Genomic DNA, 14,515 nt, shown 5'->3' with positions numbered 1-14,515 from the left:
GAGCAGCACATACGATGATTACGTAACAGATACGGGCGCGGGCATCGGAGATGCGTGGCCGGCGGGCACCCCAAGGCCGGCTTCGCCCCGGCGTCCGACGGCCGATCCGTGTTGGTCCGCCCTGGGCCGCGGGCGTCGAATTCCAGGCGCTTCCGGGAAGCGCCTAAACATCGTTCGCTTGCGGCGTATCGGGAACACGTCACCCCCGAACAGTAGTTGGATAGAGGGTGAACGCCCTGCTCTCGGGGAACGTCTCTGCTATAGAGCGTGTCAGCGGCAGTGGGCACGGTTCGCCGAGCCAGGGCTAGCATGCGGGATGACGGGACCGGATTTACCGGCCTGACTGACCGCTCTGTGAGGAGCGACGAGATGTTCGAGAGGTTCACCGACCGAGCGAGGCGTGTTGTCGTCTTGGCCCAAGAAGAGGCCAGGATGCTCAACCACAACTACATCGGCACTGAGCACATTCTTCTTGGTTTGATCCATGAAGGTGAGGGCGTAGCCGCCAAGGCTCTGGAGAGCCTCGGCATCAGCCTTGAGGGTGTGCGCCAGCAGGTCGAGGAGATCATCGGCCAGGGCCAGTCGGCTCCGTCGGGGCACATTCCGTTCACCCCGCGGGCCAAGAAGGTCCTCGAGCTGTCGCTCCGTGAGGCTTTGCAGCTGGGTCACAACTACATCGGCACCGAGCACATCCTGCTCGGGCTCATCCGCGAGGGTGAGGGTGTCGCCGCCCAGGTGCTGGTCAAGCTTGGAGCTGATCTCAACCGTGTCCGGCAGCAGGTCATCCAGTTGCTCCACGGTTACCAGGGCAAGGAGCCGGCCGCCGCGGGCGGTCCCCAGGAGTCGGCGCCGTCCACGTCCCTGGTGCTCGACCAGTTCGGCCGCAACCTGACCCAGGCGGCCCGTGAGGGCAAGCTCGACCCGGTCATCGGCCGTGAGAAGGAGATCGAGCGGGTCATGCAGGTCCTCTCCCGGAGGACCAAGAACAACCCGGTGCTGATCGGCGAGCCCGGCGTCGGCAAGACCGCCGTCGTCGAGGGCCTGTCGCAGAAGATCGTCAGGGGCGAGGTGCCCGAGACGCTGAAGGACAAGCAGCTCTACACGCTTGACCTCGGCGCCCTGGTCGCCGGCTCCCGCTACCGCGGTGACTTCGAAGAGCGCCTGAAGAAGGTGCTCAAGGAGATCCGCACGCGCGGCGACATCATCCTGTTCATCGACGAGCTGCACACGCTCGTCGGCGCGGGCGCCGCCGAGGGCGCGATCGACGCCGCCAGCATCCTCAAGCCGATGCTGGCCCGCGGCGAGCTGCAGACGATCGGCGCCACCACTCTCGACGAGTACCGCAAGTACCTCGAGAAGGACGCCGCGCTGGAGCGCCGCTTCCAGCCGATCCAGGTGGCCGAGCCCTCTCTCAGCCACACGATCGAGATCCTCAAGGGTCTGCGCGACCGCTACGAGGCCCACCACCGCGTCTCCATCACCGACGACGCCCTGGTGGCCGCCGCGCAGCTGGCCGACCGCTACATCAGCGACCGCTACCTGCCCGACAAGGCGATCGACCTCATCGACGAGGCCGGTTCCCGGATGCGCATCCGCCGGATGACCGCTCCGCCGGACCTGCGCGAGTACGACGAGAAGATCGCCAACGTCCGCCGCGACAAGGAGTCCGCGATCGACGCGCAGGACTTCGAGAAGGCCGCTGCGCTCCGCGACCAGGAGAAGCAGCTCCAGCTCAAGCGCGAGCGGCGGGAGAAGGAGTGGAAGGCCGGCGACATGGACGTCGTGGCCGAGGTCACCCAGGAGCTCATCGCCGAGGTCCTGGCGACCGCCACCGGCATCCCGGTCTTCAAGCTGACCGAGGAGGAGTCCCAGCGCCTGCTCCGCATGGAGGACGAGCTCCACAAGCGGATCATCGGCCAGGACGACGCCATCAAGGGCCTGTCGCGGTCCATCCGGCGTACCCGCGCCGGTCTGAAGGACCCGCGCCGTCCCGGTGGCTCGTTCATCTTCGCGGGCCCGTCCGGTGTCGGTAAGACCGAGCTGTCCAAGGCTCTGGCGGAGTTCCTCTTCGGCGACGAAGACGCTCTGATCAGCCTGGACATGTCGGAGTTCATGGAGAAGCACACCGTCTCCAGGCTGTTCGGCTCGCCTCCCGGCTACGTCGGCTACGAGGAGGGCGGCCAGCTCACCGAGAAGGTGCGGCGCAAGCCGTTCTCCGTGGTCCTGTTCGACGAGATCGAGAAGGCCCACCCCGACATCTTCAACTCGCTGCTGCAGATCCTGGAAGACGGTCGCCTGACCGACGCCCAGGGCCGCGTGGTCGACTTCAAGAACACGGTCATCATCATGACCACCAACCTCGGCACCCGTGACATCTCCAAGGGCATCGGGGTCGGGTTCGCGAAGTCCAACGACACCGAGTCCAACTACGAGCGGATGAAGGCGAAGGTCCAGGAGGAGCTCAAGCAGCACTTCCGGCCCGAGTTCCTCAACCGTGTCGACGACATCGTGGTCTTCCACCAGCTGACGCCGAACGAGATCATCAAGATCGTCGATCTGATGCTCGCCCAGGTCGACGCCAGGCTGAAGGACCGCGACATGGGTCTCGAGGTCTCGCCGGAGGCCAAGCAGCTGCTCGCCGACCGCGGTTACGACCCGGTCATGGGCGCCCGGCCGCTGCGCCGTACGATCCAGCGCGAGCTGGAGGACTCCCTGTCCGAGAAGATCCTCTACGGCGAGCTCCGTCCGGGGCAGGTCGTGAAGGTGACGATCGAGGGCGAAGGCGACAACGCGAAGTTCATCTTCAAGGGCGAGTCCGCCTCGACGGTCCCGGACTCGGCGGCGGCGATCGCCGCACCGATCCAGCACTGACCGACCACCACCGAAAACCCCCGCCCCGGCGGGGGTTTTCGCGTTCCACCCCCAACGCCCAACGCCCAACGCTCAACGCCCAACGCCTGACATCCGACGCCCGCCCCCGCCCCCCGACGCCCGCCCCCGGCGTCCAACGGCCGACGGCCGACCCTCGATCGCCGTCCACTGACCGCGGATTGCCGACCGCGGATCGCCGGCCGCCGACGGCCGACTCCCGGCCCCCGACGGCCGATTGCCGACCCCCGATCGCCGTCCACTCACCGCCGTCCGCCGTCCGCCGGGGCCCGACCGCCGGCTAGCGACCAGCGACCGCCGTCCGCCGGCGCCCGTCCACTGACCCGTCCAGTGACCGCCGATCGCCGATCGCCGATCGCCGATCGCTGACGCCCGGCCCCGGCCTCTGACCGGGCGCTGGTGTTGCAGCGCCCGGTCGTCTTCGGAGTGCCACCATTCTGCGGCGCCCTTCTCTGGGCGCTGGTTCTCTGCGGCGCCGTTGTTGGCTCCGGTTTACGGCGGGCCGGTGGGCCCTGGCGCCGTACGCGGCTGAGGGCCCTGCAGGGCGGGAACTGAGGCCGTGCGTGGCTGGTTCCGGTGCGTGGCGCGTGTCCCTGGTTCGGGGCCCGTTTGGACGTCGATGAGGGGGGTCCTTCGTGCGGCCCTCAGGCGCGAGTTGCCTCTGTGGTGGCTTCGAGGGGGGTGGGGTGGGTTGTTGCTTAATTGTTGGATGGGTGGGTACGCCGCCACCGGTAGTAGTACTACACTGCGTAGAGCATCGCCAAGTCTCATCCAAGTGATCCGCAAGAGCGTGTTCCTAGAGTCGGAGCTGCTCCCTGGGGAGTAGTGAGGAATCGACTCAGGGCGGACGCGTGCGCCACCCGGAAGCAGGCATGCTCACACAGGGTTCGCGCGTCTGAGGCGGGCGACGGGAACACTCAAGCAAGCCGTGGAGGAACCGATGCGCCTGCGTCACAACGACGGAACGCTCGTTCACCTCGCCTACAACGCAGGTATCCACCCTGCCGAGGACCTGGAGAACCTGATCGCGCACCTGACCCGCTACGCGGTGCCGGTGCGCAAGAGGCTGGGCGTGGAGCGGATGGGCATCGGGCTGTGGTTGTCGCCCGGCGTCGCCGACCACCTCACGGCCGACCGCATCGAGCTCGTACGGCTGCGCCGCTCCCTGGAGGAGCGCGGCCTGGAGGTCGTCAGCCTCAACGGCACCGGCGGACGCAACCAGGAGGTCCCCGGCCCCGACTGGGCCAAGCCCGAGCGCTACCGCTACACCATGGCACTGGCCAAGATCCTGGCCTTCCTGCTGCCCGACGACGTACGGTTCGGCAGCATCTCGACGATCCCGATCGGCTGGCGCCGCGACTGGCCCGCCGACCTGCACGCCATCGCCACGCGCAGACTGGAGCGGCTGGCCCGCGAGCTGCGCGGCATCTACAGCGTGACCGGGAAGACCATCAGGGTCGGCTTCGAGCCGTGGCCGGGGTGCGTCCTGGAGACGACCGAGCAGGCGCTGGAGCGGGTGGGCGGCATCGACTCCGAGCACCTGGGCGTGTGCCTGGACGCCTGTCACCTCGCCTGCGGGGCCGAGGAGCCCGGCGCGGCGCTGAAGGGCCTGGCGGAGGCCGGGGCGCCCGTCGTCAAGCTGGGGCACGTGCACAACCACACGGGCGAGACGCCGAGCACCGGCGCGGTGCTTCACGACACGCTGACCGCGATGTTGTCCGGCGCGGTCAGCGGGAGCGCGCACATCGAGGTCGAGACGCACAACCTGTTCGTGCCGGGGCGCGCGAAGGGGCCGGGCGCGCTGGTGTCGCTGCTGGCCGAGGAGCTGGCCTGGGCCCGTACGAACCTGACCAGCCTCGGCCTGCAACTGGCCGCCTGATCAAGAGGCCGGGGCCGGTCGAGCCTGCCCACCGGTTCCGGCTCGGCTGATCCAGTCAGAGGCCGGCGAACCAGCCTGGCGTGTCCAGTCGCCACATGTTCGCCGGCGTCATCCTGCGCAGGTCCGACTCCAGGGCCCGCAGGCGGTCCTCGCCCAGCTCCGCGGCCCATCGGGCGCGCAGCGCGTCGAAGATGCGGGCCGAGCGGTCGAGCGCGTCGACGCCGCGGGGCGTGAGGCGCACGATCTTGCGCCGGGTGTCGAAGTCGTCCCTGGTGCGCTCGACGTAGCCGGCGCGTTCGAGGGTCTCGATCGTCTTGCCCGCGGCCTGCTTCGACACGCCCAGGGTACGGCCCAGGTCGACGGCGGTCGTGCCGCGCGTGCCGATCGCCTGCATGACGAACCCGTGGTTCGGACGGAGTTCCGGATGGCCCTGGCGGGCCAGCTCGGCGTGCAGCTCGTCGATGAGCGTGCGGAAGGCCAGCAGAAGTCGTAGAGGCAGTTCGAAGCCTGGGGTGTCGCTTGACAAGATAGACAACCTGGTTAACTATATAGACAACGTAGTTGCCTATCTTAGGGGGTCAAAGCATGTCTGTCATTCGTGACGCGGATTCCCGGCGTTCCGAGACGCCGAGCGGGGTCATGACCACCTTCGCCTCGCCGACGCAGGGCGGTGCCTCGTGCGCGCTCTGGCGGGTCGACGCGAAGCCGGGCGTGGCGGGGCCCCAGCACGACATCGACACCGAGCAGGTGTGGAGCTGGCTTTCCGGCGGCGCCACCGTCGAGCTGGGCGACGAACGGTTCGCGGTGGGCGCGGGCGACACCGTCGTCATGCCCGCTCATGTCCTGCGCAGGGTGGTGGCCGACGAGCACGCCGGCTTCACGGCCGTCGTCACCGCCGCAGGCGGCGCCAGGGCCCTCATGCCCGACGGCACAGACGTCGGCACGCCGCCGTGGATCGCGTGATCGTCATCAGGAACGGGTGCGGCGCGGGGCCGTGCCCAGCCGAGAAGAAGGAGCTTGTGTGATGCCTGTCGTCATGTCCGCCGACGCCCGAGAAGTCCGTACGCCCAACGCCCTGATGACCACGCTCGCCTCGCCCACCCAGGGCGGGGCCGGGCAGGTCATGTGGCGGGTGGACGCCAACCCCGGCATGGAGGGCCCGGTGCACGCCGCCGACCGCGAGCTGGTGTGGACCTGGCTGGCCGGCGGCGCGGTCGTCGAGCTGGGCGGCGAGCGGTTCGAGGTCGGGGCGGGCGACACCATGGTCCTGCCGGCCGACGTGAGCCGGCAGATGTTCGCCGACCCCGAGCACGGGTTCGTCTCGATCGTGGTCGCGCCGCCCGGCGTGGAGGTCTACAACCCCGGCGGCGTGTCCGCGCCCGACGCCTGCGACCTGGCCCCGAAGGGCACGGACCGCACCGTGCCCCCGTGGATGGCCTAGCGGGCGCTCAGGAGTGGGGCAGCCGGTACGTGCCGTCGTCGAGCACCTCGGCCAGGCCGTCGGCGACCAGGCCGTCGAGGGCGCGTTCGCGCTGGGTCGCGTCGTCCCACACCACGTCGAGGGCAGCCTTCGGCACCGGGCCGTGGGCCGCGCGGAGCACCGCGAGCAGGCGACCACGGCACTGGCGGTCGGTGCCGGCGTACGTCTGGCCCTTGCGGGCGGGACCGGTGTGGGGTGGTTTGCCGGCCAGCCGCCACGCGCACAGGTCGGCGATCGGGCAGTCGGCGCAGCGCGGCGCGCGGGCCGTGCAGACCAGCGCGCCCAGCTCCATCACGGCCACGCCCCAGCGGGCCGCGCCCAGCTCCGGCAGCAGCGCCTCGGCCAGCCGCCGCTCGGCCGCCGAGGTGGCCGTGGGCGGGTACTCCTCGGCCCGTACGGCCCGCGCGAACACCCGCCGCACGTTGGTGTCCAGGACGGCGTGCCGGCCCCCGTACGCGAAGCTGGCGACCGCGGCGGCGGTGTACTCCCCGATGCCCGGCAGGGCCAGCAGCGTCGCGTGGTCGGCGGGCACCTCGCCGCCGTGCTCGTCGGCGATGGCGCGGGCGCAGGCGTGCAGGCGCAGCGCCCGGCGCGGATAACCGAGCCGGCCCCAATGCCGTACGGCCTCACCCGGCGGCTCGGCGGCCAGCGACTTGGGAGTGGGCCAGCGGGCCATCCACTCCAGCCACACCGGCAGGACGCGGACGACCGGGGTCTGCTGCAGCATGATCTCGCTGACCAGCACTCCCCACGGGGTCGCGTCGTCGGCGCGCCAGGGGAGGTCTCGGGCGTTGTCCTCGTACCACTCCAGAACGGGGGCGTGCAGGAGGTTCGGCTCAACCACGCGGTCAAGCGTATTCGTAGATGGGCTTGTTCGGCGTGTCGTCACTGTTGGTAGCCGATCAATTACCATGCTGTGCCTATGGATCCGGATTCGATGGGTGGCGACGGCGGTGACGTCTACTGGCGACGTCGCATGAGCGTGCTGGTGGCCGTGCTCGTCGTGGTGGCCGTGGTGGCGTGGGCGTGCTCCAGCGGGGGCTCCGGGCCGGAACGCTCGTCCAGCGCGCAGAGCTCACCGAGCGCGACGCCCGCCACCGATCCGCTGCTCGCGGGCCTGCGCACGCTCGCCATGGGGACGGCCAGCCCGTCGCCCACCCCCGCGCCCAAGGAGAGCCCGGCCGCCAAGCCGAGGCGGCCGGGGGAGCCGTGCCCGCAGGACAGCCTGGTGCTGAGCCTCCAGGGCGGCAAGGAGCCGATCTACGCCGGCGCGTCGCGTCCGACCTTCATCGTCACGCTGGTCAACACCGGGCCGGTGATGTGCACGGCCGACGTCGGGCCGCGGGCCATGGAGATCCGCATCACCTCGGGCGCCGACCGCATCTGGTCCACCGCCGACTGCGTCAGCGGGGTGGGCACCGAGGTCAGGGAGCTGCAGCGCGGGATCCCGTACGTGCGCACCCTGGAGTGGGACCGGCGCCGGTCGAGCACCGACTGCCGCTCGTCCCCGGCCTCAGCCCTGCCCGGCACGTACGTGGCCACCGCCCGCATGGGCGCGCTCCGCAGCGGCAAGGGCGTCTTCCACCTGCGGTGAGCGGCCGGCCTCAGACGTAACGTTCGAGGATCGACGACTCCGCCAGGCGGGACAGGCCCTCGCGGACGCTGCGGGCGCGCGACTCCCCGACGCCGCCCACCTCCTGGAGGTCGTCGATGCTGGCGGCCAGCAGCTTCTGCAGGCCGCCGAAGTGGTTGACCAGCCGGTCGACCACCGTGGCGGGCAGCCGGGGCACCTTGGCCAGCAGCCGGAAGCCGCGCGGGCTCACCGGGCTGTCGAGCCGCTCGGCACCGCCGTGGCCCAGCACGTGCGCCACGGCCGACAGGTCGAGCAGCTCGGCGCCCGACAGGTGGTCGAGGTCGTGCAGGGCCTCGACCAGGCGCTTCTGGCGGCGGCTCGCGGGGGCCGGCAGGTAGTCGCGCACGACCAGCTCGCGCTCGGAGTCGACGCCCGCCACCAGCTCGTCGAGCTGCAACGACAGCAGCCGGCCGTCGGTGCCGAGCTCGACCACGTAGCCCTTGATCTCGTCGGAGATGCGCCGGACCATCTCCAGGCGCTGGGCCACCGCCGACACGTCGCGCACGGTGACGAGGTCTTCGATCTCCAGCGCCGACAGGGTGCCGGAGACCTCGTCGAGCCGGTGCTTGTAGCGCTCAAGGGTGGCCAGGGCCTGGTTGGCCTTGGACAGGATGGCCGCGGACTCCTCCAGCACGTAGCGGATGCCGTCGAGGTAGAGGGCGATGATCCGCATGGACTTGCTGATCGCGATGATGGGCAGGCCCGTCTGCCTGGCCACGCGCTGGGCGGTGCGGTGGCGGGTGCCCGACTCGTCGGTGGGGATCGCGGGATCGGGGACGAGGTGCACGGCCGCGCGCACGATCTTCTGGTCGTTGCTCACCACGATCGCGCCGTCCATCTTGGCCAGCTCGCGCAGGCGGGTGGCCGAGAACTCGACGTCGAGCTCGAAGCCGCCGCTGCAGACCTCTTCGACGGTCCTGTTGTGGCCGAGCACGATCAGGCCGCCGGTCTGCCCGCGCAGGATGCGCTCCAGGCCGTCGCGCAGCGGAGTGCCCGGCGCCACGGCGGCCAAAGCGTCGCGACGGCGGTCGTCAAGACTCCTGTCCACCTGACCCCCGTGTCGATTGGTCACGCCCAGCTTAGCCGTGCTATGTGACGTGCGTGAGTGCGTCCCAGACGTTCTCGGCCTGGACGACCTCGAACCCGGGGGCGAACGCCACGGGCCCGACGGGCACCAGAGCCCGCTGCCCGTTGCGCTTCCCGGCGCCCGTCTCCAGGGATCCGGCGGGCACGAGCGCCCGCTTGAACCCCAGCCTGGACGCCTCCGTCAGCCGCCTGCGCACGTCTTTGACCGGGCGCAACTCGCCCGCCAGGCCCACCTCGCCGAGCGCCACCAGACCGGGCGGCAGCGGCTTGTCGCCCGCGGCGCTCGCGACGGCGAGCATGACCGCCAGGTCGACGGCCGGATCGGCCAGCTTGATGCCGCCCACGGTGGCGGTGAACACGTCGCAGCCGCCGAGCCGGGCGTTGAGCCGGCGCTCCAGCACGGCGAGGATCATCTGGACGCGGTAGGTGTCGAGCCCCGAGGACGTGCGCCGCGGCTGCTGGGCCTCGGTGCGGGCCACGAGCGCCTGCACCTCGGCGGGCAGCGGGCGGGTGCCCTCGACGGTGACGGTGACGCAGGTGCCGGCGACCGGCTCGCTGCGCCGCGAGACGAACAGCCCGCTCGGGTCGGTGATGCCCTCGATGCCGCGCTCGTGCAGGTCGAAGCAGCCGACCTCGTCGGTGGGGCCGAACCTGTTCTTGATCGCGCGGACCATGCGCAGCCTGGAGTGGCGGTCGCCCTCGAAGTTGAGCACGACGTCGACCAGGTGTTCGAGGGTGCGGGGGCCGGCGATCGAGCCCTCTTTGGTGACGTGGCCCACGAGGACCGTGGCGAGGTTGCGCTCCTTGGCCATGCGCACCAGGTTGGCGGCCACCTCGCGAACCTGGGTGACGCCGCCCGGCACGCCGGTGGCCTGGGCCGAGCCGACCGTCTGGACCGAGTCGACCACCAGCAGGCTGGGCTCCACCTTGTCGACGTGGGTGATCAGCGCCGACAGCTCGGTCTCGGCGGCGAGGTAGAGGTTGTCCTGGATGGCGCCGATGCGGTCGGCCCGCAGGCGCACCTGGGCCGCCGACTCCTCGCCCGTCACGTAGAGGACGGTGGTGCGCTCGGCGATGCGGGCCGCGGCCTCCAGCAGCAGCGTGGACTTGCCGATGCCGGGCTCGCCGGCCAGCAGCACCACCGCGCCGGGCACCAGGCCGCCGCCGAGCACCCGGTCGAGCTCGCTCACCCCGGTGGTGCGGGCCGTGGCCACCTCGGCCTTGACCTGGCCGATGGGCAGCGCGGGCCCGGCGGTCGCGCCGCCCTGGACGACGTTGACCCCGGCGCGCGCGCCCTCCTCGTCGACAGTGCCCCACGCCTGGCACTCGCCGCACCTGCCGACCCACTTGCTGGTGCGCCAGCCGCACTCGGCACAGCGGTAACCGGGCTTCTGCGCTGTCTTGGCCATGTCGAGCAGGCTAGCGGCCCGTGCCGACAATCCTCGACTACCGCGTGAGGCCCAGTTCCTGCACCAGCAGGCGCTTGGGCCGGGCGCCGACGATCTGCCTGACGGGCTCGCCGTTCTCGAACAGCAGCAGCGTGGGCAGGCCCATCACGCCGTAGCGGGACATGATCTCGGGGTTCTCGTCGGTGTTGAGCTTGCCGATGGCCAGGCCGTGCTCGGCCTCGATCTCGTCCAGGACGGGGGCCACCATGCGGCACGGCGGGCACCACTCGGCCCAGAAGTCGACCAGCACCGGCTTGTCGCTCTTGAGCACCTGCTCCTCGAAGTTGTCGGTGGTCAACGTGATCATTTGTCTCCCCTTACGAAACAGCCGGGACACGACTGGGCGAGCTGGGCGGCGACCTCGGCGCGGCGGGCGAGCAGCACCCGGATCTCCTCGTCGATCTGCATGATCTTGCGCTGGTAGACCTCGACGGACTCCCGGCAGGAACCGCCCGAGCTGTGGCCCGAGCGCAGGCAGTCGACGAAGGGACGGGTGTCCTCCAGCGTGAATCCGACCGAGAGCAGCGACCGGATCTCGGCCACCAGCTTGACGTCCTCCTCGGCGTACTCGCGGTAGCCGTTGGGGCCACGTCTGGCCGAGAGCAGGCCGTGCTGCTCGTAATAGCGGAGTGAACGGGTGCTCACCCCGGTGCGTTCCGCCAGCTCCCCGATGCGCATGCCACCACGGTAAACGTTGACGCCGACGTCAATGTCAAGCCCGCGCGAGGGAGTGCCGTCGCCTGGAGGAGCGGCGGGAGCGGAGCGACCAGAGCGGGGGAAGGCGGCGGGGTATGGCGACCGAGCCCGCCGAACGGAGTGAGGCCATGAGCTCAGGAGTGCCGTCGCCTGGAGGAGCGGCGGGAGCGGAGCGACCAGAGCGGGGGAAGGCGGCGGGGTATGGCGACCGAGCCCGCCGAACGGGGTGAGGCCATGAGCTCAGGAGTGCCGTCGCCTGGAGGAGTGGCGGGAGCGGAGCGACCAGAGCGGGGGAAGGCGGCGGCGTTTGGCGACCGAGCCCGCCGAACGGAGTGAGGCCATGAACTCAGAAGTAGCGCCAGCGGAGTACGTTCGGGTAGAAGAGCTCCAGGCCGGGGGTCTCCGCGACGGCCTGCTCGGCCACCTCGGGGGCGAACTCGATGCGCAGCACGGCCTCCAGGTCGGCCCGGCGCTCGAAGGTCATCGTGAGGTCGAGCGGCCGCCGCTGCCAGCCCTGACGGACCCAGAACGCCTCCACCTCGCGCGCCGAGTACGTCGGCACCGTGCGGGAGAACCAGCGGCCGAACGAGCCGCGGGTGGCGTCGAGGTCGATGACGAACGCGGCGCCGCCGCGGCGTACGACGCGGGACAGCTCGCGCAGGCCGGGCTCGCAGCCGGGGCCGAAGAAGTAGGCCCAGCGGGCCATGGCCACGTCGACGCTCGCGTCCGGCAGCGGGAGGTCCTGGGCGGCGGCGGCGTGCACCGAGACGTTGGGCAGGTTCGCGCAGCGGCGGCGGGCCAGGCCGGCCAGGTCGCCGTGCGGCTCGACGCCGATCACGGCGGCCGCGTCGGCGGCCAGGACGGGCAGGTGGAAGCCGGTGCCGCAGCCGATGTCGAGCACGGTCGCGCCCGCCCAGGGGCGCAGCTCGCGCATCGCGGCGTCGGCCGCGCCTTCGGGATCCACGGCGCGGTTCTCCAGCTCGTAGACCTGGGGAGCGTTCCAGATGTTCGGGCTGGGGATCGCGCCTCTGGCTATCCGTGGCATGGCCCCAACCGTAGCGGGGTCCGAGGGAGTGTCTTTGAGGTGGGATGGGGGGTTGGGTAGGGCTATCTGGTGGGGCTCACGCGCCAGAGGCGCTTCTCCGGCTTAGGCTGGCAACGTGGCTGATGTCATCCGCGTGCCCAATGCGAAGATCGCATTGTCCACCGCCTCGGTATATCCAGAACGCACTCCCGACGCGTTCGAACTGGCCGCGCGCCTGGGCTACGACGGTGTCGAGATCATGGTCGGCGCCGATCCGGTGAGCCAGGACATCGACGTGATCGAGCGGCTGTCCGAGCACTACCAGGTGCCCGTCCTGGCGATCCACGCGCCCTGCCTGCTCGTGACGCAGCGGGTGTGGGGCAGAGACCCCTGGGCCAAGCTGGTCAGGGCGCAGAAGGCCGCTGAGCGCCTCGGCGCCTCGACCGTCGTGGTGCACCCGCCGTTCCGCTGGCAGCGCGACTACGCCCGCGACTTCGAGAACGGCCTGGCCCGCATGCGTGACGAGACCGATGTCACGTTCGCGGTCGAGAACATGTTCCCGCTGCGCGCCAGGGGCAACGACGTGGTGCCGTACTCGCCCGACTGGAACCCGATCGACTACGACTTCCCGCAGGTCACCCTCGACCTGTCGCACACGGCGGTGTCCGGCTCCGACGCCATGGAGATGGCCACCAAGCTCGGCGACCGGCTCGCCCACCTCCACCTGGCCGACGGCATGGGCGTGACCAACAAGGACGAGCACCTGGTCCCCGGCAGGGGCAACCAGCCGTGCGCCCAGATGCTGGAACGCCTGGCGAACTCGGGCTACGGCGGCCTGGTGGTGCTGGAGATCAACACCCGCAAGGCGGCCAGCCGCACCGAGCGCGTCGACGACCTGGCCGAGGCGCTGGCCTTCGCCCGGCTGCACCTGGCGGCGTCCCGATGAACGTGGGGCCGACCAGGAACGTGGGGCCGACCAGAGACCTCGCGCGGGTCTTCGACAGCGTGGCCGACGCCTACGACGCGGGCCGCCCGTCCTATCCCGACGAGATGTACCGCGCGCTCACCGAGGTGACCGGGATCGAGCTCGACGGCGCCACCACGATCGACGTGGGCGCGGGCACGGGCATCCTGACGCACGCGCTGCGGGCCCGCGGCTCCCAGGTGATCGCGGTCGATCCGGGGGCGGAGATGCTGGCCCGGCTGGTCACGCGGATCGACGGCGAGCCGCCGGCGGTCGCCGCGGTGATCGCCGACGGGAACGCGCTGCCGCTGGCCGACGGGGTGGCCGACCTGGTGACGTACGCCCAGTCGTGGCACTGGCTCGACCCCGTCGTCTCGATCGCCGAGGCCAGGCGGGTGCTGCGGCCCGGCGGCGCGATCGTGGGGTGCTGGAACCTGCACCACGCGGCGCAGGCCGAGTGGCTGGCCGCCTACGAGGCGCGGCTGGCCGAGGCGGTGCCCACGTACTGGGGGCCGGCGGTCGAGGAGTGGTCGGTGCCGCCGATCGCCGCGGCCTTCGAGGTGGTCCAGGAGCGCTGGATCCCGTGGACGAGGCTGGTCGGCATCGAGGACTTCCTGCTCGACCTGCGCTCCCACTCGTACATGGCGGCGCTGTCGCCGGACGCGGCCGACGAGCTGGTCGGGCGGCAGCGCGGGGAGCTCAGGAAGGCCTTCCCCGAGGGCGTGCTGTCGGTGCCGATGCGGGTGTACCTGGCGGTGGGCCGGTGACCGGCGGGACGCGGCCATGAGCAACGTACGACGCCGGCCCGGCCGCAGGCCCGGCTCGGCCGACACGCGCGGCGAGATCCTGACGGCGGCGCGGCGGGTGTTCGCCGAGAAGGGCTTCGACAAGGCCACGGTGCGCGGGATCGCGCGGGAGGCCAAGGTCGACCCCGCTCTGGTCCACCACTACTTCGAGACCAAGGAGGGCATGTTCGCGGCGGCCATGCAGCTGCCGATCACCCCCGACGAGGTCATCCCGCTGTTGCTGGACGGCCCGCGCGAGGAGATCGGCGAGCGGCTGGTGCGGATGATCCTGCGGGTGACCGCCGAGCCGGAGACCCGCGAGCCGATGATCGCCCTGATGCGCTCGGCGCTCACGAACGAGCAGGCGGCGGCGATGTTCCGGGAGTTCATCACGAACGCTCTGCTCTTCCAGGTGGCCGACCGCCTTGGTGTTCCGCACCTACGCATCGAGGCAGCTTTTGGCCAGATGTACGGCGTGATCATGGGCCGCCACGTGATCAAATTGGAACCGCTGGCCAGCGCCGATCCGGAGGAGCTCGTCGAGCTGATCGCCCCGACCATACAGAGGTACTTCACGGCGTAGAGCATTGTTCTGTATAGGGCACTGACCATAGGGTATGGATGTCATCCC

15 protein-coding genes are annotated in these 14,515 nt (G+C 70.8%); 8 read left to right on the top strand and 7 right to left on the bottom strand.

Annotation, left to right across the window (positions count from 1 at the left end; all coding sequences use genetic code 11):
- Positions 1-369: 369 nt before the first annotated feature.
- Together AB0J46_RS17665 and AB0J46_RS17660 are read left to right on the top strand one after the other, a co-directional pair.
- Complete coding sequence (locus AB0J46_RS17665) at positions 370-2,871, top strand: ATP-dependent Clp protease ATP-binding subunit (RefSeq protein ID WP_364332615.1); 2,502 nt, start codon at positions 370-372, stop codon at positions 2,869-2,871.
- A 958-nt stretch (positions 2,872-3,829) separates the two neighbouring features.
- Positions 3,830-4,768: a TIM barrel protein gene (locus tag AB0J46_RS17660; RefSeq protein ID WP_357702269.1), complete on the top strand. Its 939-nt coding sequence runs from the start codon at positions 3,830-3,832 to the stop codon at positions 4,766-4,768.
- Positions 4,769-4,823: 55 nt separating this feature from the next.
- On the opposite strand, the gene AB0J46_RS17655 is transcribed toward AB0J46_RS17660, so the two are convergent.
- On the bottom strand, positions 4,824-5,294 hold the full coding sequence (locus AB0J46_RS17655) for a MarR family winged helix-turn-helix transcriptional regulator (RefSeq protein ID WP_364332612.1): 471 nt from the start codon (positions 5,292-5,294) through the stop codon (positions 4,824-4,826).
- Positions 5,295-5,353: 59 nt separating this feature from the next.
- On the opposite strand from AB0J46_RS17655, the gene AB0J46_RS17650 reads away from it, so the two are divergent.
- Together AB0J46_RS17650 and AB0J46_RS17645 are read left to right on the top strand one after the other, a co-directional pair.
- On the top strand, positions 5,354-5,731 hold the full coding sequence (locus tag AB0J46_RS17650) for a cupin (protein ID WP_364332609.1): 378 nt from the start codon (positions 5,354-5,356) through the stop codon (positions 5,729-5,731).
- A 61-nt stretch (positions 5,732-5,792) separates the two neighbouring features.
- A complete protein-coding gene (locus tag AB0J46_RS17645) occupies positions 5,793-6,209 on the top strand; it encodes a cupin (protein ID WP_364332606.1) in 417 nt (138 codons plus the stop codon).
- A 7-nt stretch (positions 6,210-6,216) separates the two neighbouring features.
- Here the strand turns inward: AB0J46_RS17645 and AB0J46_RS17640 are convergent, their stop codons facing one another.
- Positions 6,217-7,092: an A/G-specific adenine glycosylase gene (locus tag AB0J46_RS17640; protein ID WP_352358604.1), complete on the bottom strand. Its 876-nt coding sequence runs from the start codon at positions 7,090-7,092 to the stop codon at positions 6,217-6,219.
- A gap of 78 nt (positions 7,093-7,170) precedes the next feature.
- Here AB0J46_RS17640 and AB0J46_RS17635 point away from each other — a divergent pair, with 78 nt between their 5' ends.
- The gene (locus AB0J46_RS17635) at positions 7,171-7,842 is read left to right on the top strand and encodes a hypothetical protein (RefSeq protein WP_364332603.1); all 672 of its coding nucleotides are present in this window, start codon (positions 7,171-7,173) and stop codon (positions 7,840-7,842) included.
- A 10-nt stretch (positions 7,843-7,852) separates the two neighbouring features.
- On the opposite strand, the gene disA is transcribed toward AB0J46_RS17635, so the two are convergent.
- The 5 genes from disA to AB0J46_RS17610 all read right to left on the bottom strand — a co-directional run bounded on the left by disA (position 7,853) and on the right by AB0J46_RS17610 (position 12,156).
- Positions 7,853-8,929, bottom strand: coding sequence for a DNA integrity scanning diadenylate cyclase DisA (disA, locus tag AB0J46_RS17630; protein ID WP_352358608.1), 1,077 nt, complete (start codon positions 8,927-8,929; stop codon positions 7,853-7,855).
- 40 nt (positions 8,930-8,969) lie between these two features.
- Positions 8,970-10,376, bottom strand: a complete 1,407-nt coding sequence (gene radA / locus AB0J46_RS17625) for a DNA repair protein RadA (protein WP_364332600.1) — start codon at positions 10,374-10,376, stop codon at positions 8,970-8,972.
- Between the two features lie 37 nt (positions 10,377-10,413).
- Positions 10,414-10,722 carry a thioredoxin gene (gene trxA / locus AB0J46_RS17620; RefSeq protein WP_352325882.1) on the bottom strand — a complete coding sequence of 103 codons (309 nt, stop codon included), beginning with the start codon at positions 10,720-10,722 and terminating at the stop codon, positions 10,414-10,416.
- Positions 10,719-11,093, bottom strand: coding sequence for a MerR family transcriptional regulator (locus tag AB0J46_RS17615; protein WP_352358614.1), 375 nt, complete (start codon positions 11,091-11,093; stop codon positions 10,719-10,721). Before AB0J46_RS17615 ends, trxA begins: the two co-directional genes overlap by 4 nt.
- 364 nt (positions 11,094-11,457) lie before the next feature.
- On the bottom strand, positions 11,458-12,156 hold the full coding sequence (locus AB0J46_RS17610; protein ID WP_364332596.1) for a class I SAM-dependent methyltransferase: 699 nt from the start codon (positions 12,154-12,156) through the stop codon (positions 11,458-11,460).
- A 115-nt stretch (positions 12,157-12,271) separates the two neighbouring features.
- Here AB0J46_RS17610 and AB0J46_RS17605 point away from each other — a divergent pair, with 115 nt between their 5' ends.
- The 3 genes from AB0J46_RS17605 to AB0J46_RS17595 are packed head-to-tail and all read left to right on the top strand — an operon-like array spanning position 12,272 to position 14,467.
- Positions 12,272-13,081 carry a sugar phosphate isomerase/epimerase gene (locus AB0J46_RS17605; RefSeq protein ID WP_358291607.1) on the top strand — a complete coding sequence of 270 codons (810 nt, stop codon included), beginning with the start codon at positions 12,272-12,274 and terminating at the stop codon, positions 13,079-13,081.
- On the top strand, positions 13,078-13,866 hold the full coding sequence (locus AB0J46_RS17600; protein ID WP_364332593.1) for a class I SAM-dependent methyltransferase: 789 nt from the start codon (positions 13,078-13,080) through the stop codon (positions 13,864-13,866). The genes AB0J46_RS17605 and AB0J46_RS17600 overlap by 4 nt, the downstream gene beginning before the upstream one ends.
- A gap of 16 nt (positions 13,867-13,882) precedes the next feature.
- Positions 13,883-14,467, top strand: a complete 585-nt coding sequence (locus AB0J46_RS17595) for a TetR family transcriptional regulator (RefSeq protein WP_358291609.1) — start codon at positions 13,883-13,885, stop codon at positions 14,465-14,467.
- Positions 14,468-14,515: the final 48 nt, after the last annotated feature.

The organism is Nonomuraea sp. NPDC049758 (genome assembly GCF_040674635.1).
In the GTDB taxonomy this organism is placed as follows: Bacteria; Actinomycetota; Actinomycetes; order Streptosporangiales; family Streptosporangiaceae; genus Nonomuraea.
The sequence above is the reverse complement of the archived record's forward strand: the minus strand, read 5'-3'. Positions and strand labels throughout refer to the sequence as shown.

What these genes read in the sequence shown, in the direction of transcription:
- AB0J46_RS17635 (WP_364332603.1), top strand. Translation starts at nt 7,171, where the DNA reads ATGGATCCGGATTCGATGGGTGGCGACGGCGGTGACGTCTACTGGCGA.
- AB0J46_RS17595 (WP_358291609.1), top strand. Translation starts at nt 13,883, where the DNA reads ATGAGCAACGTACGACGCCGGCCCGGCCGCAGGCCCGGCTCGGCCGAC.
- AB0J46_RS17650 (WP_364332609.1), top strand. Translation starts at nt 5,354, where the DNA reads ATGTCTGTCATTCGTGACGCGGATTCCCGGCGTTCCGAGACGCCGAGC.
- AB0J46_RS17600 (WP_364332593.1), top strand. Translation starts at nt 13,078, where the DNA reads ATGAACGTGGGGCCGACCAGGAACGTGGGGCCGACCAGAGACCTCGCG.
- AB0J46_RS17610 (WP_364332596.1), bottom strand. Translation starts at nt 12,156, where the DNA reads ATGCCACGGATAGCCAGAGGCGCGATCCCCAGCCCGAACATCTGGAAC.
- AB0J46_RS17660 (WP_357702269.1), top strand. Translation starts at nt 3,830, where the DNA reads ATGCGCCTGCGTCACAACGACGGAACGCTCGTTCACCTCGCCTACAAC.
- AB0J46_RS17665 (WP_364332615.1), top strand. Translation starts at nt 370, where the DNA reads ATGTTCGAGAGGTTCACCGACCGAGCGAGGCGTGTTGTCGTCTTGGCC.
- trxA (WP_352325882.1), bottom strand. Translation starts at nt 10,722, where the DNA reads ATGATCACGTTGACCACCGACAACTTCGAGGAGCAGGTGCTCAAGAGC.
- radA (WP_364332600.1), bottom strand. Translation starts at nt 10,376, where the DNA reads ATGGCCAAGACAGCGCAGAAGCCCGGTTACCGCTGTGCCGAGTGCGGC.
- AB0J46_RS17615 (WP_352358614.1), bottom strand. Translation starts at nt 11,093, where the DNA reads ATGCGCATCGGGGAGCTGGCGGAACGCACCGGGGTGAGCACCCGTTCA.
- AB0J46_RS17645 (WP_364332606.1), top strand. Translation starts at nt 5,793, where the DNA reads ATGCCTGTCGTCATGTCCGCCGACGCCCGAGAAGTCCGTACGCCCAAC.